The sequence below is a fragment of the Gemmiger formicilis genome (assembly GCF_018784445.1).
Classification (GTDB): Bacteria; Bacillota; Clostridia; order Oscillospirales; family Ruminococcaceae; genus Gemmiger.
Map to the genome: position 1 here is coordinate 337,087 of NZ_WQOH01000014.1, position 24,102 is coordinate 361,188.

A 24,102-nucleotide genomic window follows, 5' to 3' on the forward strand; every position below is an offset into this window, starting at 1 on the left:
CCGCCTAAGCGGCCCAGAAGTTTTTTACATTGCCCGGCTCACGGCATTGGCCGGAATTTCCACACGACGGATATCTGCGCCCAGGGCCTGCAGTTTCTCCACAATGTTCTCATAGCCGCGCTCGATGTGGATGGTCTCATCCACTTCGCTTGTGCCGTCGGCTGCCAGCGCAGCCATGACCATGGCGGCACCGGCACGCAGGTCAGTAGCTCGCAGCGGCGCGGGGTGTAGTTCCTTGACGCCCTCAATGACGGCGACCTGGCCATCCACCTGGATGTTTGCACCCATGTGGATCAACTCATCCACATAGCGGAAACGGTTTTCCCAGATGCCCTCGGTCACGATGGAAGTACCTTTGGCAAGGGTCAGCAGCGCCGTCATCAGCGGCTGCATATCCGTCGGGAAGCCGGGGTGCGGCATCGTCTTGAGTTTCAGTGGACGTAGCTCACCGGTGCGGGTGATGCGCAGGGCATCGTCAAATTCCTCCACCTCGCAGCCTGCGGCACGAAGCTTGGCCGTGATAGGCTCCATATGCTTGGGGATGACGTTGTGCAGCGTGATATTGCCCTTGGTGATGGCGGCGGCTACCATGTAGCTGCCGGCCTCGATCTGATCCGGGATGATAGAGTAGTTACAGCCGTGCAGCTGCTTGACGCCGTGGATTTTGATAACATCCGTACCGGCGCCATGTACATCTGCGCCCATCATGTTCAGGAAGTTGGCAAGGTCAACGATGTGCGGCTCACGTGCGACGTTTTCAAGGATCGTAGTGCCTTCAGCCAGAACGGCCGCCAACATAGCGTTCATCGTCGCGCCGACGGAGACTGTGTCAAAGAACACATGGCCGCCGACAAGGTGATTCGACTTGACATGGATTTGACCGTACTCCACCGAATCCTCGGCCCCGAAGGCGTTGAATGCCTTCAAGTGTTGGTCGATGGGGCGCGGACCCAGGTTACATCCGCCCGGCATGGCGACCTGCCCCGCCCCAAAGCGGCCCAGCAGTGCGCCAAGGAAGTAGTAGCTGGCACGCATCTGGCGAGACAGCTCATTGGAGACTTCGGTGCTGTCAATATGCGTCGTATCGATCTCATAGGTGCTGCGGCTGACCATGCGGATGCTGGCACCTAGCTCGCTCAATATCTGCAGCGACGCCATAACGTCGCTGATGCAGGGAAGATTTTCAATCAGGCATTTTCCGCCCGCTAAAATCGTGGCAGGCAGTATGGCAACTGCGGCGTTTTTGGCACCGCCAATGTTGACATCGCCGACCAGCGGCTTGCCCCCGCGAATAACGTATTTTTCCAAGTGTAGCTCTCCTTTGTGCAGCGGTTCGCCGTCAACCCTCTGTCAGACAGCGTTCCAATAGTACACACTTTACATGATTATACAACATTTTGCGGTGATTGAAAAGTCCTGTTCTACCCATTTGCAAAATTTTTGTGAAACAGTACAAGATGTGCTTGTTTTCGACAGCACTTTCAAGCCAAATTACATACCGGGAAACAGCGTATAGGCGCTGAACAGTGCGCCGTTATACGACATCTCAAAGTGGCAGTGGTTGCCAGTGGAGTTGCCGGTGGAACCGACATAGCCGATGGTCTGGCCCTGGCTGACGGCCTGGCCCTGGGTAACGGCAATTTCGGACATATGGCCGTACAGGGTACGGTAGCCGTTGCCATGGTCGATTTCGACATAGTTGCCGTAGGAGTAATGCCAGCCGGCAGCAACGACCGTGCCGGAGTCGGACGCAATAATGGTCGTGTGGTAGGCCGCGCAGATATCTGCGCCTCGGTGGCCGTTGCCCATCCAGCGGCTGACATACTTGTAGCCCGGCACAGGCCAGATGAAGGAACCAGAGCCGACCTTGGCGACCATGCCGTTTTTGAGCTTGGTACCGGTGACGGTGATTTCCGGCGTGGGGGCCTGCAACACATTATAGGCCACAGCCTGGCGGTCAGTGACCGCACCGTCGATCATCGTGGTTTCGTAGGTGATTTCTTCCGAGCCGTCCACGCCCTCCTGCACGGTCACGACCTTGCCGAAATCGTACTGGTCGGACTCGGAGTTCTGGGTGTCAAAGGGAATTGCCACGGTCTCGGTGTCGCGGCGGACGACCTTGACCTTGATAAGCTCTGCCGAGGATGCGCCGGTCGTAATGACGGTGCCCTCAGGAATTTCCTGGTCAAGGGAGAGCAGGTCGGGGTTCATCTGTGCCAGCGAGTCAAAATTGACGCCGGTGGTGTCGATAACGCTCTGTACGGTGTCACCCTCGACAGCAGTGTAGGTGTGGATACCGCCGCCCTCGCTCAGCGCGCTGATTACATCGGCGTAGGAGCTGACGGATTCCTGCAGGTAAACGCCGTCCACCAAGCGGATACTGTGGGCAAACGCCGTGTAGATGCTGCTGTCCATGGCATCCTCAAAGGGGGCCTTGATGTTTTCCAGATAGGTGCGCAGGTGGTCGCCCTCAGTGGTGACATAGAGCAGCTGGTCGTCCACATAAACAGCCGTGCCGTTGATGATCTCGTCACTGGCGGTACGCAGAATGGCGTTGGCAATCTCGCTCTCGGTCATTGTCTGGTTGCCGATGGACAGCGAATAGGTCGGGTAGACGTCCCAGTTTGTGTCGGTGATGTCTGAGCCGGAATTTTGCAGCATACGCTTGGCGGTGTTGATACGCGACTGCACATCCTCGCGGGCGCTCTCAAACACCTGCTCGCTCTCCACATAGCCGACGTTTTCGCCGTTCACCTGCACGTTCAGCACGAACTTCAGGCCCAGGCCGCCGCGCACAATGACCACCAGGCCCGCAGCTGCCACGGCGGGCAGGATGTATGTAATCGCGTTCCATACGACGATGGCATATTTGCGGATGCCGCTGGCAAGATACTTGGCCTTGGCGGCACGGACAGTGCCGGCCTCGCTCTCCTCCATCGTGTCCGGCAGGGCTTGGATGTGGCGGATGCCCGACGCCATGCGCACGAAGGGACCGGTCAGATCCTCCACCAGCGTGATTAGCCCAATCAAAATCGGGCGCAACACAATAAGCAGCAGGTTCAGCGCGGTATCGGCGACACCGTGCAGTACAGCGCCCAGCCTGCGGCCGACGCAGACAAAGACATACTCGACCCAGAAACCGACCATGTACAGCATATCGCCGACAACACTGCGGCGCTGCAAATCTTTCATGTAGCGGGATGCCTTGCGGCGGTTCTCGTTGCGTTTTTTCTCCTGGGAGGAATGGGCAAAGCGCACATTTTCCGCGCTTTCCGACTGACCGGCGAGGGTTTCACTCTTCGGCGTCGCATCGGTTTGGATGGGATTCAAAATACGGAAGCTCCTTTCCGTGTGTAACAAAGTTTAAGTAAGTGCATCTTCGCCGCAGGGCAGACTGCTCAGCTGCCAGCCGTCCATCAAATCTTCAGCCTCGGTCAGGGCGGCCATGTCGGCGGGCAGCGGGCACTCGACCCGGATAGGCTTGCCTGTCAGCGGGTGGGCAAAATGCAGGATGGCGCAATGCAGTGCGTGGCGGGCAATGACTGTATCCGAGCCGCCGTAGAGGGTGTCCCCCGCCAGCGGGTGGCCGATATACGCCATATGGACGCGGATCTGATGAGTGCGCCCGGTGCAGAGCCAGCAGGCCACCAAACTGTGGCTGCGGCCCACGGCCAGCACCTGATATTCCGTCAGGCTGTACTTGCCGTCCTCCCGCACGCAGCGGCCAATGATGGAATCACCCCGCCGCGCAATGGGGGCCTCTACCCTGCCGCGGACCAGCGGCATTGCCCCCTGCACAATGGCAAGGTAGCACTTGTGGGCCGAAGCGGCCAGCAACGGTGCGGCAAAGGCGTTCTGGGCGCAGAGCACAAGACCGCTGGTGTTTTTGTCAATGCGGTTGACCGGGCGGAAAATGCCGGTACGCCCCTGCTGCTGCAGATGGTACAGCCAGCCGTTGGCCAGCGTGCCATCCGGGTAGTTCAGCGTGGGGTGTACGGCGATGCCCGCAGGCTTGTTGAGCACTGCGGCAAATTCATCTTCATAGGCGATGGAAAACGGTACCGGCTGCGGCGTCACCGATGTGTCATGTTCCGGTGGCAGCGCAAAGGAAATACACTGCCCGGCGTGCACCGGCTGGTTGGTGTGCAGGGGGGCATCATCGGCAAAAAAGCCGCTGCCGTCGTGCTTGACGGACTTGATCAGCCCTGCCGTGACGCCCTGCATTCGCAGGAACAGCCCCAGCTTGCAGCCCTCGTTCTCCGGCGGCACAGTATATCGCAAAACGGTCACAGTGCCGCCCTCCTCAAAGCCTATATGTGATTATTATACCACAAAACGCGCTGTGATGCAAACCCCAATGTCTGGCAATGCGCAGGCAGAAAAACAGCGGCACAACAAAGAAAATGGCTTTCCCGCAGGAAAGCCGTCTGTGTTATTTTTGTGATTGCTGCAATTCTGCCGCGCGTTCCAGCACGGGTTTCAGGTATTGCCCGGTGAAGGAGTTGGGATTTTGCGCGACTTCCTCAGGCGTGCCGGTCGCGACGATGGTACCGCCGCCGCTGCCGCCCTCGGGGCCAAGGTCGATGATATAGTCAGCACGCTTAATGACGTCGAGATTGTGTTCGATGACGATGACCGTGTTACCCACATCGACAAGCTTGTCCAGGACCTTGACCAGGCGGTGGACATCCGCGACGTGCAGGCCGGTGGTCGGCTCATCGAGGATATAGACAGTCTGCCCGGTGTCGCGGCGGGCCAGTTCATTGGCCAGCTTGACGCGCTGCGCTTCGCCGCCGGACAGCGTCGTGGCGGCCTGGCCCAGCTGGATATAACCGAGGCCGACTTCCTGCAAAGTCTGCAATTTGCGGGCAATTTTCGGGATGTTGGCGAAGAAAACGCAGGCTTCCTCCACCGTCATATCCAACACATCGGAAATATTCTTGTCCTTGTACTTGACTTCCAGCGTCTCGCGGTTGTAGCGCTTGCCCTTGCAGACATCGCAGGGCACGTAGATATCGGGCAGGAAGTGCATTTCAATGGTCAGGATGCCGCCGCCCTCGCAGGCTTCACAGCGGCCGCCCTTAACATTAAAGCTGAAACGCCCGGGTCCGTAGCCGCGCATTTTGGCGTCCTGGGTGTTGGCGAACAGGCTGCGGATATCCCCGAACACGCCGGTGTAGGTGGCCGGGTTGGAGCGCGGCGTGCGGCCAATGGGCGACTGGTCAATGCCAATGACCTTATCGACCCACTCCATGCCCTCAACTTCCTCGCACTGGCCGGGACGGCTGCGGGCACCGTTCAGGGCTGCCGCCAGCGTCTTGTACAAAATTTCATTGACAAGCGTCGATTTTCCGGAGCCGGACACGCCGGTGACGCAGATCATCTTGCCCAGCGGAAAATCTACTGTGATATCCTGCAGGTTGTTCTCGCGTGCCTTGACGACGCGCAGGAACTTTCCGTTTCCCTCGCGCCGGGTGGCGGGAACCTCAACAAATTTGCGGCCCGACAAGTACGCGCCGGTGATGCTGCGCTTTGCCTTGCAGATATCCGCTACACTGCCAGCCGCGACGATCTCACCGCCGTGGACGCCCGCACCGGGGCCAACATCGACGATATAGTCTGCCTGACGCATCGTGTCCTCGTCGTGCTCCACGACAATCAGGGTGTTGCCCAAGTCGCGCAGGCGCTTCATCGTGGCAATCAGCTTGTCGTTGTCACGCTGGTGTAGGCCGATACTCGGCTCATCCAGCACATAGAGCACACCAGTCAGCGCACTGCCAATCTGGGTCGCCAGGCGGATGCGCTGGCTCTCGCCGCCGGACAGCGACGACGCGCCGCGGGACAGGGTCAAGTAACCCAGGCCCACACTCTTCAAGAAGCCCAGGCGCTCTTTGACCTCTTTAAAAATCGGCGCACCGATCATTTCGTCCCGGGCGCTGACCTTGGCGGTGTTAATGAAATCCAGTTCTTCATTGACGCTCTTGTCGCAGAAGTCGGAAATGTTGATGCCGCCCACGGTCACGGCCAGGCTGGTGGGCTTTAAGCGGCGGCCATGGCAGGCGGGACACTCCTCGCTGGACATGACAAGGGCGATTTCCTCCTTGACCCACTCGCTGCTCGTCTCGCGGAAGCGGCGTTCCAGGTTCGGAATGATGCCCTCAAACTGGTTGTAGTAGGTGCCCGAGCCGAACATACTCTCGCGCTGCATCTCAATACGTTCATCTCCGGTACCATACAGCAGGGCGTGCAGGGCCTCCTTGCTGAACTCCTTGATGGGTGTGTCCAGCGTGAAGCCGTAGTGCTTGCCCAGGGCCTTGTAGGTCATTTCCGAGATTGAACCCTCGGCATAGTACCAGCCGCTGGCCTTGATGGCACTCTCACGGATGGACTTGCGCTTGTCGGGGATGACGCGGGCCGGGTCTACTTTCATAAAGGTGCCCAGGCCAGTGCATTTCTCGCAGGCACCGAATGGGTTGTTGAAGCTGAACATCCGAGGGGTCAGTTCCTCGACCGAGACGCCGTGCTCGGGGCAGGCGTAGCTCTGGCTGAACATCATCGGTTCGCCGCCGATAACGTCAATGACCACCAAGCCGTTGGCCTGAGCCAGCGCAGTCTCGATGGAATCCGCCAGGCGGCCGCGCACAGTATCGTTGATAACCAGACGATCAACAACAATCTCCACCGTGTGCTTGATGTTCTTTTCGAGGCTGATTTCCTCGCTCAGGTCATACATATTGCCATCGATACGCACGCGGGCAAAACCGGCGCGGCGGGCGGCGTCCAGTTCCTTGGCCTGGGTGCCCTTGCGGGCACGGACGACCGGGGCCAATACCTGGAAGCGGGTGCGCTCGGGCAGCTTAAGCACCTCGTCCACCATCTCATCCACGGTCTGCTGGGTGATTTCCCGGCCGCAGATCGGGCAGTGCGGCACGCCGATACGAGCGTACATCAGGCGCAGGTAGTCGTAAATCTCGGTGACCGTGCCCACGGTGGAGCGCGGGTTGTGGCTGGTGGTTTTCTGGTCGATGGAGATTGCCGGGGACAGGCCGGTGATTTCGTCCACATCGGGCTTTTCCATCTGCCCTAAGAACTGGCGGGCGTAGCTGGAAAGGCTTTCCATATAGCGGCGCTGACCATCCGCAAAGATCGTGTCAAACGCAAGGCTCGACTTGCCGGATCCGGACAGACCGGTCATGACAATGAGCTTGTCTCGGGGCAGTTCCAGGCTGACGTTTTTCAGGTTATGCTCCCGTGCGCCCTTGATGACAATGCGGTTGTTCGGGTCGATTTTGATTTTAGAATTGCGCTTTGCAGGCGTTTTTTCGGGTGTGGTACTCAATTTTTATATTTCCTCCTGCCTTTGCGTGTTTTGGCGGCGGCCTTGCGCTCGCTGGTGTCGGCGGCAGTGGGATCCTCTCCACGTTCCAGGCGCTGTATTTCGTCGCGCAGCTGGGCGGCCAGCTCAAATTGCAGCAAGCGTGCAGCCTCTTTCATTTCCTTGGTCAGGCGCTCAATGGTCTGTTGACGCTCCACGCGGCTCATGCGGTGCTGACGCATCCGCTTGTTTTCCTCGCTCATGCTGATTTCCAGCCCGTCGCCGATGGCCTTGACGATGGTCTTGGGCGTGATGCCGTGCTCTTTGTTGTAGGCATCCTGAATTGCGCGGCGGCGCTCGGTCTCCATGATGGCCCGCTCCATGCTGGGCGTGACTTCGTCGGCGTACATCAGCACCACGCCATTGGCGTTGCGAGCTGCGCGGCCGATGGTTTGGATTAGGCTCGTCTCGCTGCGCAGGAAGCCTTCCTTGTCGGCGTCTAATATCGCAATCAGCGATACCTCGGGCAGGTCCAGACCCTCGCGCAGAAGGTTGATGCCGACAATGACGTCGATAGCCCCAACGCGCAGATCTTTGATGATCTCCATGCGCTCAAACGTATCGACCTCATGGTGCATATATTTCGTCTTGACGCCGTGTTCTTCCAGGTAGTCGGTCAAATCCTCGGCCATCTTGACGGTAAGCGTTGTGACAAGGGCACGCTCACCGCGGTCAATGCGGGTGCGTATCTCGCCCAACAGGTCTTCAATCTGCCCTTCGACTGGGCGCACCATGATAAGCGGGTCCAGCAGGCCGGTGGGGCGGATGACTTGCTCTGCCACACGGCTGGAATGCTGGCGCTCATACTCGCCGGGGGTGGCTGAGACAAAGATTTTTTGATGGATTTTCGACTCAAATTCCTCAAATTTCAGCGGGCGGTTGTCGAAGGCCGACGGCAGGCGGAAACCGTATTCCACCAGCGTTTTCTTACGGCTGTAATCGCCGCCAAACATACCGCGCACCTGGGGCAGCATGACGTGGCTCTCGTCCACCATCAAGAGGAAATCGTCTGGGAAGTAGTCCAGCAGCGTTGTGGGGGTAGACCCCGGCGCACGGCCGGACAGCACGGCAGAGTAGTTTTCAATACCCTTGCACATGCCGACTTCCTGCAGCATTTCCATATCGTAGTTCGTGCGCTGCTGGATACGCTGTGCCTCGAGAAGTTTGCCTTCCTCGGTGAATTTTTTGACCTGTTCTTCCATTTCGGCCTGGATCTTTTTCAGGCCTTCCGCCATCTTTTCCGGGCCGACAATATAGTGGCTGGCCGGGAAAATCGCAACATGGCGTACAATATTCTTATGCTCACCGGTCAGCGGGTCAAACTCGATGATGCGGTCAATCTCGTCGCCAAAGAACTCTACCCGGATGGCGTACTCATCGTTGTAAGCCAGGTGGATGTCCACCGTGTCCCCTTTCACGCGGAACTTGTTGCGGATAAAGTTCATGTCGTTGCGCTCATATTGCAGTTTGACCAGGCGGCTGCACAGTTCATCGCGTTCCATCTGCATACCGGGGCGCAGGCTAATGACCATGCTGCGGTAGTCGATAGGGTCGCCCAATGAGTAGATGCAGGACACCGATGCCACAATGATGACGTTGCGCCGCTCGGACAAGGCCGCCGTGGCCGAGTGGCGCAGGCGGTCGATCTCGTCGTTGATGGCGCTGTCCTTTTCAATATAGGTATCCGTGGAGGGAATGTAGGCCTCCGGCTGGTAGTAGTCGTAGTAAGAGACAAAATACTCCACGGCATCCTCCGGGAAAAAGCCGCGCATCTCAGTACAAATCTGGCTTGCCAGCGTTTTGTTCGGCTCCAGAATCAGCGTAGGGCGGTTGCACCGGGCAATGATGTTCGCCATCGTGAATGTTTTGCCGGAACCGGTGACGCCCAGCAGCGTTTGGGCTTCGTCCCCTTCGTTGATGCCCTGTACCAGCGCTTCTATCGCCTGTGGCTGGTCGCCGGTGGGCTGGAATGGGGCTTTCAAGTGAAAAACTTCGTCCATTGTCTCTCCTTTCAGAGTACAACGATTAGTTGTATAAAGATTATAACACGACAAATTTTTAATGTAAAGTCCTTTGCGAACATTTTGTGCGAAAAAGCAGAAAAAATGCGCCCTGCCGGTCTGGCGGCAGAGCGTTTGAGGCAGGTTCATCGGCTGGCGGCCTGCAGGATGCCGCCGCCCGGGCGGTACTCGGGCAGGCTGCCACGGTTCAGCATTGAGCAGCCGTCCTCCCCTGCTATGATGATATGATCCATAATAGTAAAGCCCAGCTGGCCGGTGACTTCCATAATGCGGTAGGTCGTCAGGCGGTCGGCTTCGGAGGGGATGGCCAACCCGGTGGGATGGTTGTGGGCCAGGATGCCGCAGGTAGAGTTGGTGCGGGCCACGGCGCGCAGCAGCTTCCGAGTGTCCACCGTCACGCGGTTGGGCACACCCTCGGCGATGCGCAGATCCTGCACTGGTCGGCAGGCGTCGTCCAGCAGAATCAAATACAGCTGCTCATTCTGCACGCCGCGGAACAGGGGTTTCACGTACTCAATGGCCGCCTCGGCCTTGTCAAGAGCCTGGCGGGTCTTGCGCTTTTTCAGCTGGTAGTACCGGCCGAACGCCATAACTGTGGCAATCAGCCGCGCACTCTTGGGGCCGACCCCCTCGACCTGCATCAGTTCGTCGGGTTCGGCCTCCATCACCTTGCAGAAATCCCCAAAGTGGTTGATGAGCCGATGGGCCAGTTCGTTGGTGTCTGCCCGCGGGATAGACAAAAACAGCAGGTATTCCAGCGCCTCATGCTCGGCCAGGCTGTCCAGACCGTCGCGGTCAACGCGCTCCTGCATCCGGGCGCGGTGGTTCGCGTGGAGATTTTCCTCTGCCATTTTTTCACATCCCATCTTTACGTTTTGCTGGTTTTATTATATACTGAATAGAGCATTTAGACAACTGTTTTACGCATGATTTTTAAAGAGGATACGATGAAAAGTTTTACAGCAGGCCCCAACGAAAACGGCGTGCGCCTGAGCCGCTTTGTGGAGGGCGTAACCAAAGATATGCCCCGCAGCATGATGTACAAGGCGTTCCGCAATAAACGCATCAAAGTCAACGGCAAACGCGCCGAGCCGGACACCCGGCTGCAGACCGGCGATTTGATCGAAATGTACATCAATGACGAGTTTTTCCCGGTGGGCAAGCCAGCCGCCAAGGCTGCCAAGCCGCCGCGCAAACAGCCCCCTGTGACCGTTGTGTACGAGGATGCCAACTTTGCGGTGCTGTACAAGCCCGCGCACCTGCTCTGCCACAGCGACCGCACCGGGGATGCCAACCTGGTGGACGCCTTTGCCGCATATTTAGAGGGCAAGGGCGAGTATGACCCCCACGCCGAAAAACGGTTTGCCCCGGCACTGTGCAACCGTCTGGACCGCGGCACGGAAGGATTGGTGCTGGCCGCCAAGAGTTACACAGCCCTGCGCGATCTGAACACCATCATCCGCGACGACTTAATGAAGAAGGAATACCTGACCATTACGGTGGGGGCCCCGCCCCAGGGCCGGTTTGTGGCCTGGCTGCAGCACAACGAAAAAAACAACAAGGTGCACATCCATGCGCGGGAGAGCGAGGGCTACAAGCAGATCATCACCGAAGTGACAGTCATCCGCCAGGCAGGGCCGTTTGCGCTGTGCCGCATCGGACTGATTACCGGGCGTACCCACCAGATACGCGCCCACCTGGCTTACCTGGGCCACCCAGTACTGGGCGATATCAAGTACGGCAACCGCAAGATGAACGAGCGCAGTGGGCTAAAGACCCAGGCGTTGTGTGCCCAACGGCTGACGTTTGGCCGCATTCCCGAGGAAAATACACTGCACTACCTTTCCGGCAAGGTCATTAAGCTGAATGATCCGGAAATCATTAAGACGTTCGAGCGTTTGACGGCAGAAAAATAAAAAGCCGTGGCATTCCAAAAGCGGAATGCCACGGCAATTTTTTATGCCAAAATGAAATGATAGACCAAGGATACCGCAACAATCAGTGCGCAGGCGATGGCCGTGATGGGCGGGGCCAGGCGGATGATACGCTCGGCCATGACGTCATCTTCGCTGGACTCGTCGTCATCGGCGTAACGGCCTCGCTTCTTGGACTTCTTGCGATCATCGTAATCGTCGTCGTCCAGATCGTCGGTGTCGTACATCTGGGTGCCGTCGTCCTCGTCATCCTCGTCGTCGAACAGACGGCCCTTGGGGGCGTAACGGCGGACGCGCTCGGCTTCCTCGTCCTCATCATCCGCATAACCGTTGCTCTGCGGCTCAAAGGCGGCGGTAGCCTGTTCCGGCTCGTAGGCACTCTGCGGCGGGATATCTTGCTGACCCGTGATAGCGGCCTGCACGGCGTTGGCCATAGCGCGGGGGTCAGTAGCGGCAGGGGCAGGCTGTGCCTGGGGCTGAGGGGCCGGGGCAGGCGCAACGCTGTTTGCAACGGCGTTGACTTCCTGCTGCTGGCGTTCGGCAGCCTGGCGGGCTTCCTCCAAAATGCCGGTCAGCGTGGCCTTGATGGCTGCGCGGTCACCGCCGCACTCGGAGCAGACGGTGGTGTTTTCCTCGTTGGGGTGGAACGCGCCGCAGGCGCAGAACCAGCCGTACTCGGTATCCTGGGGCACACAGGTCAGCTGCACATTGCCGGTGCGCTGCTGCAAAGTGCGGGAAATGGAGCCGGGCAGCACACGGGGCATATTCAGGCGCACGCGCTTGTAGTTGCGCAGGTCAACGCCGCGGCCATTCAGGAACGCGCGATCCTGCTCGACTTCGACACTGGAGACCGGCGTGTCGCTGACATAGACGGCATCGTCACTGCCGAACACAGTACCGGGCTGGGCGTTGAGCTGCTCATAGTAGAAGTCATCCTCGCACAGGACCTGACCGGCGGCATCCTTACATTTGAAGTGGACGACCAAGCCGGTCAGCGGCTCGGTGCCGACATTTTTAAAGGTCAGGCAGACGGCGACCTCACCGGTCACGTCGCCTTTCAGCAGCTCAACACGCACAAACTGGACCGGGCTGCCGGCCGTGTAATAGTTAGCGCGGGACTGCGCCATCAGGGAAAAATTCTGATCCATAGTTCACACCTACTCTTTACTCTTGCGTGTCGGGCTGGGTGTTGTCCGGCTCGGCTGGCTGCTGGGTTTCGGTCTGTTCGGCAGGCTGCACAGGTTCTGCATTTCCCGGCGCAGGTGCTTCGGGTTTGGCGGTTTCGCCCTTGCCGATGTCATAGGGCGGCAGGGTTCCACCCTCCATCAGGGTCTTGAATTCCTCGCCGCTGATCTTCTCGCGCTCCATCAGGACGCCTGCGACCTTGTGCAGCTCGTCCATGTGCTCGGTCAGGGTGCGGCGGGCGGTCTCGTAGGCTTCGTCCACAATGTCACGGATCTCGTTGTCGATCTCGGAGGCAATCGTCTCGGAGTAGCCCTTGCCCTGGCCGAAGTCACGGCCCAAGAAGGTTTCGCCGGGGTCGCTGCCGTAGACGACAGGACCCATCCGCTCCGAGAAGCCGTACCGCGTGACCATGGCGCGGGCCGTATCGGTGGCGCGCTGCAGGTCGTTGGATGCGCCTGTGGAGATGTCATCCAGCACAAGCTGCTCGGCCACACGGCCGCCCAGCAGCGAGACGATGTTCTCGAACATTGCAGTCTTGGTGACGTAGCTGGGGTCTTTCTCGGGCAGGTACATCGTGTAGCCGCCTGCACCGCCGCGGGAGATAATGCTGATCTGGTGCACCGGGTCATGGTGCTTGCAGAAGTAGCCGGTGATGGCGTGGCCTGTCTCGTGGTAAGCGGTCAGGCGGCGCTCCTCGTCGGTGACAACGTGGCTCTTCTTCTCGGGGCCCATCATGACCTTGACGGAGGCTTCCTCAATCTCCTTCTCGGTGATGGCCTTCTTGCCCTGGCGGGCAGCCAGCAGGGCCGCCTCGTTGACGAGGTTTTCCAAATCCGCACCGGAGAAACCGGCGGTGGAGCGGGCGATCGTTTTCAGGCTCACATCGGGGCCGAGGGGCTTATTCTTCGTGTGGACCCGGAGGATCTCCTCGCGGCCCTTGACGTCGGGCAGGCCTACATAGACCTGGCGGTCAAAACGGCCCGGGCGCAGCAACGCCTTATCCAGGATATCCGCACGGTTCGTGGCGGCCATAACGATAACGCCGTCGTTGGCGTCAAAACCGTCCATCTCGACCAGCAGCTGGTTCAGGGTCTGCTCACGCTCATCGTGGCCGCCGCCGAGACCTGCGCCGCGCTGACGGCCTACAGCATCGATCTCATCGATAAAGATGATGGAGGGCATTGTCTTTTTGGCTTTTTCAAACAGGTCACGCACGCGGGAGGCACCAACACCGACGTACATCTCGACGAAGTCTGAGCCGGAGATCGCGTAGAACGGCACGCCAGCCTCACCGGCGCAGGCACGAGCCAGCAAGGTCTTACCGGTACCCGGAGGGCCGACGAGCAACACGCCGTGCGGGATGCGCGCACCCAGAGAGTTGAATTTGTTGGGCGCTTTCAGGAACTCAACGACTTCCTGCAGCTCGGCCTTTTCCTCATCGGCACCGGCCACATCGGCAAAAGTTGCCTTGCGCTGGTTCTTCTGCTGATCCTTGACCTTGGCGCGGCCCACATTCATGATGCCGCCGCCTGCGCCGCCGCGGTACATCGACATGAACAGCATGCCGATGCTGGCAATCATAGCGACATAGAAGATAATTTCCAGCCAGGGAATGCTTGTCTTGGCGGCGACATAGTCGAACACCATCGGGGCGTCGGGGTTGGCCTCGTTGTATTCATCGACAAAATCGGAGATTTTTCCGGTGTTGAAGTCACCGCCGTAGGGCAGTTTGTAGGTCATATAGACCGTGCCGCCGTTGGCGGGCAGATCCTCGTCCTCCGAATCGCCGAGGCTCAGCAGGCCGCCGCTGGGCAGGCTGGCTGCGGCGTTGGACTCCGGCAGGGCGGCTTTGCCTTCCTTGAGCCAAAGTTCCAGGCTGCCGGTGCCCAGATCCAGGCGGAAAGAGGTCACCTGTTGGTTTTCAAAGTAGTAATAAATTTCGGAGTAGGTTGTGTCTTTGGTGCCGGTGGCCGCCAGCAGCGGCGAAAGGCTGACAAAGAACAGAACCAACACCATCAGGACGGCCACCACAAGGATGCCGCTGAATTTCGGTTGTTTGTGCTGCAAGAAATCAACTCCTATCCGGTGTATTCACCGGGCATTTTGGATTCTTTGGTTCAGTCGGAATACACTTCCGGCTTGAGTACGCCCACGTAGGGCAGGTTGCGGTACTTTTCGTCGTAGTCCAGGCCGTAGCCGACCACGAACTCGTCGGGCACCTCAAAGCCGCAGTAGTCCGGCTCAATGTCGGCCTTGCGGCGGCTGGGCTTGCTGAGGATGGTGCAGATCTTTACGCTTTCGGGGTTGCGCATTTTGAGCACCGGAACCAGCTTGGACAGCGTGATGCCGGTGTCGAGGATATCCTCGACAATCAGAACATCCCTGCCGGTCAGGTCAGCGTCCAGATCCTTGATGATCTTGACAAGGCCGGTGGACGATGTGTTGGCACCGCCGTAGCTGGAGACGACCATAAAGTCGATAGCGCAGGGAATTTTGACCTCGCGCATCAGGTCTGCCATAAAAACGACCGCACCTTTTAAAATGGAAACCAGCAGCAGGTCTTTGCCTGCGTAATCGCGGCTGATCTGTGCGCCCAGTTCGGCGACTTTAGCCTTCATCTGTTCTTCGGTCACAAGAACATGGTCGATATCTTTGTCCATGCTGTTCATCAGAGTTATGCCTCCCCTGTTTTTTCTGTCCGCACCGTCAGTACCTCGTGGGTGTACTCATCGGGGGCACATCCCTCGGCAAAGCCGCAGCCCCACAGCCACAGTACCTCGCTGCCATCGGCAAGCAGAGGCAACAGCGGGCGTTCGGCGGGCGGTATGCCAAGCTCGTTATAATATTTTTTGAGTGTTTTCCGCAGGTGGCGGCCAGCCGGGCGGTAGAAATCCCCCGGCTGCCTTGTGCGCAGAATAACATTCCCTTGTATTTTAGCACAATCTGCACAACAGTTTAAGTCTTTTTTGAAAATTGGTTGATTTTTTAGAAATTTTTCATACTTTACGACCTGAAATTTCACAAAATAACCACCCGGAAGGCGAAATTCACCGGGTTCAAAGGGCTGTGGCGGTGCCGGGGCAATCTGTGCGCCCTCTTTTGTCAGGCAGACGAGCAGTCCGTTCCGGATTTTGAAGGTCACTTCCGGGGTCAACTGAACGGCCCCTTCCCCTTTCAAAATCAGGAAACGCAGCAGGCTGATATACTTTTCCTCAGCGTCGCGCACTGGGCTGACAAGGGCGTGCAGTGCGGCATCCAGCACCGGGCCTGCGGCGCTGCGCAGGGCAGCGGCGTCATACCCGCCCGGCACACTGGCTGCCTGCAGCAGGGCGGCAGCTTCGGCGGTGAGCCATTCATCTAGTTCACGCATCTGGCGGCAGAGTCTGGCAATGCTGCGCTCGGCGGCAGAGTTCGCATATTGCAGTGCCGGGATGGCGTCATGCCGGATGCGGTTGCGGGCGTAGGTATCCTCGGCATTCGTCTCGTCCTGGATATAGTGTTGCCCCAGGGCGGCACAGTATGCCTCGGTGTCGGCGCGGGTCAGGCAGAGGCAGGGCCGCACATAAAAGCCCCTGCGCGGCGGGATGCCCGCCAGTCCATGCAGCCCGGTTCCCCGCGCCATGCGGAAAAGCACGGTCTCGGCCTGGTCGGACATCGTGTGCGCCGTGGCAATAACGGCTTCCTCCCGCGCGGCCAGTTCGTCGAACCAGCCGTACCGCAGGCCGCGCGCCCAATCCTCACTGGGATGGGGCGGTATCTCGATTCCCTCCTGCACGGCGTCATACAGAAAGAGTTCCACACCGTTCCGGCGGCAGAAATCCGCCACAAAGTCGGCATCACGTTTGGCGGTCTCGCCCCGGATACCGTGGTTGACGTGGGTCGCCAGCACCTCAATTTCCAGCGTGCGACGGTGGCGCAGCAAAAAAAGCAACAGTGCCATCGAGTCTGCCCCACCGGAGCAGGCCGCAATGACTCTGTCGCCAGACTTAAACAAACCCTGCCGGCGGCAGCCGTCCAACAGAGCCTCTTCAATACGCTGTACAGTTTTTTCCGCGTCAGAACTCATGGGCTACATCCAGATTGCTGAAGCGCGTGTGGGCACCATCCCAGCCCAGGCGGACGACGCTCGTCTCGCCGTGGCGGTTCTTGGCCACAATGCACTCAGCTTCGTTCTCGTTGGCCTGGCTGTCCTCACCGTTTTGGGAGTTATAGTAGGCCGCGCGGTAGAGGAACAACACGATATCGGCGTCCTGCTCGATAGAGCCGGAGTCACGCAGGTCGGACAGCTGGGGGCGGTGGTCGGAACGGCCTGCCGTTTTTTCCGCCGCACGTGACAGCTGGGACAGCGCGATAACAGGGACGTTGAGTTCCTTTGCCATGATTTTTAAGTTTCGGGTGATATCACTGATTTCCTGCACGCGGGACTCGGTGCGCTTGGCACTCTGCATCAGCTGCAGGTAGTCGATGATGACAAGCCCGATCTTTTCTTTCTTGGGATCCTGGTTGATGGTGCGGATCTTTGCTTTGATCTCCGGCACCGAGATACCCGAGGAATCGTCCATGTAAATGGGGGCATTGTAGAGCATCGAGGTCGCCTGGGCAAAGTCGTTCCAGTCGGAGTTGTTCAGACGGCCGGTGCGGAACGCCTGGCTGTCGATGTTAGCTGTGCTGGAAAGGATACGGTCGGTCAGCTGTTCGCAGGTCATTTCCAGGCTGAAAATGATGGTGGGCACCTTCTGCTGGCGGGCAACGTTCGTGGCGATATTCAGCGCAAAGGACGTTTTGCCCATGCCGGGGCGGGCGGCCAGAATGATAAGATCCGAGCGGCCCAGGCCGGTGAGCACTGTGTCCAGGTAGTTGAAGCCCGTGGGAATGCCGGCAAACTTGTCGCGGTCAGCACCGCTTAACTTCTGCATCGTGTCAATGACCTCAAGGATGGACTCCTTGATGGTCTTGACGCCAGTCTTATCACGGCCCGAGCGGATATCGTAGATTTTCTGCTCAGCGCTTTCCAACAGCAGGTCGGCGTCCTCGCCGGAGGCCGTCTCGCTCAAAATGCCGCGGGCGGCATCGATGAGGCGGCGGGCCTGGTACTTCTCCTTGACGATCTTAAAATAAGAATCGACATTGGAGATGGCCGGGACGGTCTCGGCAATGCGGGTAATGTACACTTTAGCGTCGTCAGCGCTGGCAAAGGTACCGCCGTTGGCAAGGGCGTTCACCAGCGTGATGACATCAACGGCCTCGCTCTCGGTATAGAGCGAACGCATTGTCTCGTAGACAGCGCGGTTCTGGTCTGAGTAGAACATTTCGGGTTCCATGTCGGTGATGAGCCGGTTCAGCACCGTCTCATCCATCAGCGCAGCCCCCAGCACGCTCTGCTCTGCCTGCATATTGTAGGGCATCTGGATACCCAGGCTGGACAGGCTTACTTCTTCATTTTTTGGCACAGCGTGCGTCCTCCTCTCCTGTCAAATTTGTAGTTACAGTTCCTCGACCTTCAGCTTGAAGGGCGCAACGACACCGGCGTACAGGCGCACGGAGGCATCATAGCTGCCGAACTCCTTGATAGCGGAAGGAAGTTCGACCTTTTTCTTTTCGATTTCGGTGCCGGTCAGGGTGGTCAGCAGCTCGGCGACTTCCTTGCCGGTGACTTTGCCGTACAGCTTACCGGAGGCACCGCCCTTGACTTTAGCGGTGATGACCTGGCCCTTGATTTTGGCAGCCAGGGCTTCGGCGGCGGCACGGGCCTCGGCCTCGTGGTGGGCCTTGGCCTCGCTCTTGGTGCGGGCCTGGTTCAGGGCAGCGGCATCTGCCGGGGCTGCCAGGTTGCGCGGGAACAGGAAGTTGCGGGCGTAACCGTCCGAAACTTCATGAATCTCATCTTTCTTGCCGATGGTCTTGACGTCCTGTTTGAGAATGATCTTCATAAGGGTTTTCCTCCCAAAATTATATCCCGATTACTGTGCGGCGTTTTTGGCTTGCGCCGCGCGGTAAAGGTCGATTTGTTCACGGATGCGGTGTTCCGCATCCTGCAGGGTGCAGTTCTGCAGCTGTGCGCCCGCCATCATCAGATGGCCGCCACCGCCCAGCGGTTCCAGAATGACCTGTACGTTCAGTGCGCCCATGCTGCGGGCTGAGATATTGACACCGCCGTTCTTGGCGACGGCCACAAAGCTGGCGTCCACACCGTTGATGGTCAGCAGGTCGTTAGCCGCCATAGGCAGCACCACGTTCATACCGGCTTCCAGTTCGCCAGACAGGGCGATTGCACAGCCCTTATATATGTAGGCCGCCTCCACGATATGGGCGCGGGCCTCATACTCTTCCTTCGAGGTGTTAAAGAGCAACTTGGTGTCGGCAGTCTGGGCACCGCGGCTGCGCAGCCAGGCAGCAGCCTCAAAGGTACGCACGCCGACATGCAGTGCAAAGCTGCGGGTGTCCAGCATGATGCCGGCCAGCAGAGCCTGGGCTTCCAGCGGGGTGATATTGTTTTCCTTCGGCATAAATTGCAAAAGTTCACAGACCAGCTCGCTGGCGCTGGACGCATAGGGTTCGTGGTAGAGCAACAGCGGATTGTCGATGTGCCCCACCGCCATGCGGTGATGGTCGATGACGACGACGCGCTTGCATCTTTCGTAGATTTGCTGGCTTTCCAGCAGTCGCTTCTGGTAGGTATCGACGATGATCAACAAGGTGTTCGGCGTGATGACGTCCAGCGTTTGGTCAGGGGCGATAAAGTTGTGTCCCTCACCTGCTTCGATAAACGTTTTCAGCAGCGGCCCTGCCAGCGTGGCCTCGCTGTTAACGGCAATGACGGCGGGCACACCGCACATCTTGCACATCCGCAGCACACCGACCGCCGAGCCGACGGCATCCAGGTCGCTCATACGGTGGCCCATAATGATGACGCTGTCGCTGCGCTTGATAAGGTCGCACAGCGCGTTGGAGATAATGCGGCTGCGGACGTGGCTGCGCTTCTCCACGCCGTGGGAAATGCCGCCGTAGAACTCAAAGCCGTCCACGGTTTTTACCGCGGCCTGGTCTCCGCCGCGGCCAAGGGCAATGTCAATACTCTCGCGGGCCATCTGATGGCATTCCTGTAAGTTCTTGCCGCCGCGGCCTACGCCGATGGACAGCGTGGTCAAACCGCCCGGGTGCAGGGCACGGACTTTATCGAGGATATCGAACCGTTCTTCCAGCATCCAGCGCACGTCGCGCTCCTCCACCACCGCAATATAGCGGCTGTTGGAGATTTTGCGCAGGAAGCCCGAGCTGCGGCCAATGTACTCTTCCAGCAGGCTGTTGATAGCTTCTAGTTCCTTGGCCTGCTCACTGTCCTTCATATCATCGAACAACTCATCATAGCTGTCGATAACGATGATAAGACACGCCGGGCGGCTGGCGTTGTACTCATCGAGTGTTTCCTTATAGAAGGTATCGTCGATAAGGTACACAAGGCTGGCTCCACGGCTGCCCTTGGCGGTGGCAGAGTAGGCGGTGAAGCGCCGTTCCCCCACGGTCAGATCCTGCCCATGGGGGCGGGAGCAGACAGCCAGGTCAAACTCTGGCAGAACGCGCGCTACCGGGCGGGTCACGGCGTCATAATCGCCGAGGACCTGCTCTTTAAAATGCTGGTTGTACCACAGGATGCGGCCATCGTTGATAAGAACGGTCGCAATAGGCAGGTTGGCAAGGCTGTACTGGATACGGCTGTTTTCAAACTCGGTGCTGCACAGCTGTTTAGCCAGAAAGGTGCGCAGACGGCGGCGCTGGTAGAGCACCACGCAAAGTGCAATGAGCACCAGCATCGCAGGCACAGCGAGCAGCTGCGGCCTGACGAGGGCCACCGGCACGACCATAACGGCGACGGCGGCCAGCAACAGCAGCAGTACGGCGGCTATATCCAGACCATCCTTGTGTTTCATTGTACATTCCTCAGCTCAAAGGCTTTTACACTTCCAGCAGGATCGGCAGAATCATCGGGCTGCGCTTGGTGCGGCGGTAGATATAGCTGGACAGCGCCTCCCGCACGCGTGCCTTGACGCTGGCCCAGTCGTGCATATTGTCGGCCAGGCTGCGGTCCAATGCCATTTCTACCTGGGTGCGGGCGCCTTCCATCAGTTCCTCGCTCTCACGCACATAGACAAAGCCGCGGCTGACGAGGTCGGGGCCGGAGAGCACCTGACCGTTGCTGCCATCGATGGCAGCGGTCACGATGATGATGCCGTCCTCCGACAGATGATGGCGGTCACGCAGGACCACGTTGCCGACATCGCCGACACCGTAGCCGTCCACCATCACAGCGCCCGCCGTGACGGTGTTCTCAATAGCCATGCCGTCCGCAGAAAGGCGGATGTTCTGGCCGTTCTCAGCAATATAGATGTTCTGCTTGGGGATGTAGCCCAGGTGCTCGGCCGTCTCGGCGTGACGCTTGAGCTGCTTGAACTCACCGTGTACCGGCAGAAAATACTGCGGGTGGGCCAGCGTCAGCATGAGCTTCTGCTCTTCCTGGCAGGCATGGCCGGACACGTGGGTGTCGTACATATTCTCGTAGATGACCTCGGCCCCCAGGGACAGCAGGCCGTTGACGACCTTCGTCACGGTCTTTTCGTTGCCGGGGATGGGGCGGGCCGAAATAATGATGAAATCGTTAGGGCCGACGCGCACCTGGCGGTGGCTGGCCTGCGCCATGCGGGACAGTGCACTCAGCGGCTCGCCCTGGCTGCCGGTGGTGATAAGCACGACCTTCTCCGGGGGGTACTTGTTGATCTCATCAATGGTAATGAGGACATTATCCGGCGCGTGCAGGTAGCCCAGCTCACGGGCCATCTCGGTGTTAGAGACCATGCTGCGGCCGCTGACGGCCACCTTGCGGCCCGACTCGATCGCCAGGTCGATGATTTGCTGCACGCGGTAGATGTTGGACGCGAAGGTCGCCACGATGATGCGGCGCTTGCCTGCCTTGGCAAACAGGCTGCGCACGCCCTCGGCGACGGTCTGCTCGGTGGCGGTAAAGCCCGGGCGTTCAGCGTTCGTGGAGTCGGCCAACAGAGCCAGAACGCCCCTGCGGCCATATTCGGCAATCGTGGGCAGGTCGGTCACAGCGTCGCCGGACAGCGGCGTGTAATCGACCTTGAAGTCGCCGGTATGAATGACGACACCGGCCGGGCAATCGATGGCGAAAGCCAGCGAATCCGGAATCGAGTGGTTGACATGGATAGGTTCGACCGTGAAGCAGCCGAGCGTGACCTTCTGACGCGGGCGGATCTCGTGGAAGATGGCGCTGGACGCCAGGCCATGCTCTTCGAGTTTATTCTTGATAAGGCCGATCGTGAGCCGTGCGGCGTAAATCGGCACATTGAATTTTTTCAGCAGATACGGCAGGCTGCCGATGTGATCCTCGTGTCCGTGGGTGATGAACAGGCCCTTGATACGGTCTTTGTTCTCAAGCACATAGGTGAAGTCCGGGATGACAAGGTCGATACCGAACATATCATTTTCCGGAAAAATCGAACCGCAGTCCACGAGAATCATATCGCCCTGGCACTCATACAGGGTGATGTTTTTACCGACCTCGCCCAGGCCGCCCAACGGGCAGATGTGCATGGGGATGGCCGGGGTCATCTCGTAATGTTCCTGCTTCTGGGGCTTGCGGCCGCGGCGCTGGCCCTGGGGGCGCGGCGCGGCTGCCTGGCCGTTTGCCGCATTCTGCACATTTCGCGGGCGGCGCGGACGCGGGGCCGGGATACTCTGTGCAGCGGCGGGGTTCTGCTCTGCGGCAGCAGCCGGGCGTGGCTTGCGGGTGCGGGGCTTATGCTGCGCGTTGGCAGCGTTTTCCCCCTGGGGCTTCGGCGCACGGGACTTGCGCGGCTGCGGTGCGCGGCCTGCGTTCTGGGTGTTGGGTGCACTATTTTTACGTTTTGGCTTGAACTCTTCCATCGATAACCTCCGAATCAACGTATTTTCGGGCTGATACCTGCCAACTGCGGGTACCGGATTCCCTGTAAACGGTTGCGATTTATGTATTTTTCAGAGCAGATACGCTCCTATGCCTTGGGTATGGGCGCGGAAAGCCCGCCTGAAAAGGCGCGGCCAGGCCCGGTAAAACACACATATTGCAATTACACTTTATTATAATCTGAAACGGCGTTCCTGTCAAATACCTTGCCATATGAATTGAAAGCAGGTATAATAGTTTTATTATAGGCAAGAATTTGGGGTGCAACGCATGAAGCATATTGAAATTTATACCGACGGTGCGTGCAGCGGCAACCCCGGCCCGGGCGGCTGGGGCGCGATCCTGCGGTTCCGCACGGCGCAGAAGGTGTATGAGAAAGAGCTTTCCGGCGGGGAGGCGAACACGACCAACAACCGAATGGAAATGACTGCCCTACTGGAAGCCCTGCGCCAACTGAAAGAGCCCTGTGCCATCGACCTGTTCAGCGACAGCAAGTATGTCATTGACAGCCTGCAAAAGGGCTGGGCACGCGGCTGGCGGGCACGCGGCTGGAAAAAAGCTGACAAGTCCCCCGCCCTGAACCCCGACCTGTGGGCCCCGCTGCTGGCCGAGAGCGAGAAGCACGAGATCACCTACCACTGGCTGAAAGGCCACGCAGGCCACCCCGAGAACGAGCGCTGCGACCGGATGGCCGTGGAGCAGAGCAAAAAGCACGGCGGGCGGCAAGCCTGACGCCGCCGTTTGCTATAAAAAGGAGAAAATCATGGACGGATTCAATACGTTTGAAAAGCAGGACAAAATTCTGCTGGGTCTGAACAGCGGCAGCGACGCAGCCGCAGCACTGCGCATTTTGCAGCAGCAGGGCTTTGCGGTGCAGACATTTACCGTGGAGAATGCAGTTTCTGCCGCCGAGCTTTTGCAGCTGCTGACCGACAAGGCTGCTGAGCTGGACTGTGCGTTTATCGCCACCGGGCACTTTGCCCGCATCGAGGTAGACCGTGAAGGCATTTCCCGGGTGCTGCCCGCCACCGACGCCAACGCTGACCAAAGCGCCGCACTGCGCGATTTACCGCAGGAGATTCTGGCAAAGCTCGTTCTGCCGCTGGGGGATTTTACGAAAGCGGATGTGGAAGAGATTTTGACGGAAAAGGCGGAGTAAATTTCTGATCTAAAGCAAAACGCCTGTGCGGGTTGAACCTGCACAGGCGTTTTGCTTGCACTGTAGGTAATGGTAGGACGGTCGTTTCCGGGAGGGTTGCAGGCCGGGCATACCCGGTCCCTACAAACTCATTTCTTCTTTTTATGCTTCGGCCAGGGCCACCATTTGCCCTCTTTTTCGTGCATCCAGTGGGCCAAGGGATAGAACAGCAGCGCCAGACCTCCCAGCAAAATCAGGCAGTATAGCCAGCTGGCAAAGGTGAAGATAACATCCAGCGCCGCCAACGCGGCCAGAAAAAAGCCGGAGTACATCATGAACTGGCCGTTGTGGGCAACATAGCCATTCCAGTTTTCCGGGCGTATTTCGTCGCGGCCCTGGTCGCCCCAGACATGGGGATTTTTCATGACAGAGTAGCCGTAAAACGCCAGCACAATGCCGATGACAAACAGAAATTCAAACAAGAGTGG

Annotated in this window: 18 protein-coding genes; 3 read left to right on the forward strand and 15 right to left on the reverse strand. The window is 58.8% G+C overall.

Annotated features, from left to right (window positions below; genetic code table 11):
- Nucleotides 1-24: 24 nt before the first annotated feature.
- The 6 genes from GPK89_RS06645 to GPK89_RS06670 all read right to left on the reverse strand — a co-directional run bounded on the left by GPK89_RS06645 (nt 25) and on the right by GPK89_RS06670 (nt 10,247).
- Complete coding sequence (locus GPK89_RS06645) at nt 25-1,308, reverse strand: UDP-N-acetylglucosamine 1-carboxyvinyltransferase (protein ID WP_215692119.1); 1,284 nt, start codon at nt 1,306-1,308, stop codon at nt 25-27.
- A 183-nt stretch (nt 1,309-1,491) separates the two neighbouring features.
- Nucleotides 1,492-3,330: a peptidoglycan DD-metalloendopeptidase family protein gene (locus GPK89_RS06650; protein ID WP_215692120.1), complete on the reverse strand. Its 1,839-nt coding sequence runs from the start codon at nt 3,328-3,330 to the stop codon at nt 1,492-1,494.
- A 33-nt stretch (nt 3,331-3,363) separates the two neighbouring features.
- Complete coding sequence (locus tag GPK89_RS06655; protein WP_346344840.1) at nt 3,364-4,290, reverse strand: RluA family pseudouridine synthase; 927 nt, start codon at nt 4,288-4,290, stop codon at nt 3,364-3,366.
- Nucleotides 4,291-4,432: 142 nt separating this feature from the next.
- Nucleotides 4,433-7,288 carry an excinuclease ABC subunit UvrA gene (gene uvrA, locus GPK89_RS06660; protein ID WP_215692150.1) on the reverse strand — a complete coding sequence of 952 codons (2,856 nt, stop codon included), beginning with the start codon at nt 7,286-7,288 and terminating at the stop codon, nt 4,433-4,435.
- Between the two features lie 47 nt (nt 7,289-7,335).
- Nucleotides 7,336-9,375 (reverse strand): excinuclease ABC subunit UvrB, encoded by a 2,040-nt coding sequence (gene uvrB / locus GPK89_RS06665; protein WP_215692121.1) that lies wholly within the window; start codon nt 9,373-9,375, stop codon nt 7,336-7,338.
- Nucleotides 9,376-9,521: 146 nt separating this feature from the next.
- The gene (locus tag GPK89_RS06670; RefSeq protein ID WP_215692122.1) at nt 9,522-10,247 is read right to left on the reverse strand and encodes a JAB domain-containing protein; all 726 of its coding nucleotides are present in this window, start codon (nt 10,245-10,247) and stop codon (nt 9,522-9,524) included.
- Nucleotides 10,248-10,343: 96 nt separating this feature from the next.
- Here GPK89_RS06670 and GPK89_RS06675 point away from each other — a divergent pair, with 96 nt between their 5' ends.
- The gene (locus GPK89_RS06675; protein ID WP_215692123.1) at nt 10,344-11,312 is read left to right on the forward strand and encodes an RluA family pseudouridine synthase; all 969 of its coding nucleotides are present in this window, start codon (nt 10,344-10,346) and stop codon (nt 11,310-11,312) included.
- Between the two features lie 41 nt (nt 11,313-11,353).
- Here GPK89_RS06675 and GPK89_RS06680 read toward each other — a convergent pair whose 3' ends face one another.
- The 8 genes from GPK89_RS06680 to GPK89_RS06715 all read right to left on the reverse strand — a co-directional run bounded on the left by GPK89_RS06680 (nt 11,354) and on the right by GPK89_RS06715 (nt 22,457).
- On the reverse strand, nt 11,354-12,478 hold the full coding sequence (locus GPK89_RS06680) for a hypothetical protein (RefSeq protein WP_215692124.1): 1,125 nt from the start codon (nt 12,476-12,478) through the stop codon (nt 11,354-11,356).
- Between the two features lie 16 nt (nt 12,479-12,494).
- On the reverse strand, nt 12,495-14,531 hold the full coding sequence (gene ftsH, locus GPK89_RS06685) for an ATP-dependent zinc metalloprotease FtsH (protein WP_215692151.1): 2,037 nt from the start codon (nt 14,529-14,531) through the stop codon (nt 12,495-12,497).
- A 101-nt stretch (nt 14,532-14,632) separates the two neighbouring features.
- Nucleotides 14,633-15,175: a hypoxanthine phosphoribosyltransferase gene (gene hpt / locus GPK89_RS06690; protein ID WP_215692152.1), complete on the reverse strand. Its 543-nt coding sequence runs from the start codon at nt 15,173-15,175 to the stop codon at nt 14,633-14,635.
- A 14-nt stretch (nt 15,176-15,189) separates the two neighbouring features.
- Nucleotides 15,190-16,581 carry a tRNA lysidine(34) synthetase TilS gene (gene tilS / locus GPK89_RS06695; RefSeq protein WP_215692125.1) on the reverse strand — a complete coding sequence of 464 codons (1,392 nt, stop codon included), beginning with the start codon at nt 16,579-16,581 and terminating at the stop codon, nt 15,190-15,192.
- Nucleotides 16,571-17,920: a replicative DNA helicase gene (gene dnaB / locus GPK89_RS06700; RefSeq protein ID WP_215692153.1), complete on the reverse strand. Its 1,350-nt coding sequence runs from the start codon at nt 17,918-17,920 to the stop codon at nt 16,571-16,573. The genes tilS and dnaB overlap by 11 nt, the downstream gene beginning before the upstream one ends.
- Nucleotides 17,921-17,998: 78 nt before the next feature.
- Nucleotides 17,999-18,445, reverse strand: coding sequence for a 50S ribosomal protein L9 (gene rplI, locus GPK89_RS06705; RefSeq protein WP_215692126.1), 447 nt, complete (start codon nt 18,443-18,445; stop codon nt 17,999-18,001).
- Nucleotides 18,446-18,475: 30 nt separating this feature from the next.
- Nucleotides 18,476-20,443: a DHH family phosphoesterase gene (locus tag GPK89_RS06710; protein WP_215692127.1), complete on the reverse strand. Its 1,968-nt coding sequence runs from the start codon at nt 20,441-20,443 to the stop codon at nt 18,476-18,478.
- Between the two features lie 25 nt (nt 20,444-20,468).
- Nucleotides 20,469-22,457 carry a ribonuclease J gene (locus GPK89_RS06715; protein ID WP_215692128.1) on the reverse strand — a complete coding sequence of 663 codons (1,989 nt, stop codon included), beginning with the start codon at nt 22,455-22,457 and terminating at the stop codon, nt 20,469-20,471.
- 289 nt (nt 22,458-22,746) lie between these two features.
- Between GPK89_RS06715 and rnhA the strand changes: the two genes are divergently transcribed.
- Both rnhA and GPK89_RS06725 read left to right on the forward strand, forming a co-directional pair.
- A complete protein-coding gene (rnhA, locus tag GPK89_RS06720; protein WP_215692129.1) occupies nt 22,747-23,208 on the forward strand; it encodes a ribonuclease HI in 462 nt (153 codons plus the stop codon).
- Between the two features lie 31 nt (nt 23,209-23,239).
- Nucleotides 23,240-23,635, forward strand: coding sequence for a hypothetical protein (locus GPK89_RS06725; protein ID WP_215692130.1), 396 nt, complete (start codon nt 23,240-23,242; stop codon nt 23,633-23,635).
- 128 nt (nt 23,636-23,763) lie between these two features.
- Here GPK89_RS06725 and GPK89_RS06730 read toward each other — a convergent pair whose 3' ends face one another.
- Nucleotides 23,764-24,096 (reverse strand): hypothetical protein, encoded by a 333-nt coding sequence (locus tag GPK89_RS06730; RefSeq protein WP_215692131.1) that lies wholly within the window; start codon nt 24,094-24,096, stop codon nt 23,764-23,766.
- Nucleotides 24,097-24,102 lie beyond the last annotated feature (6 nt).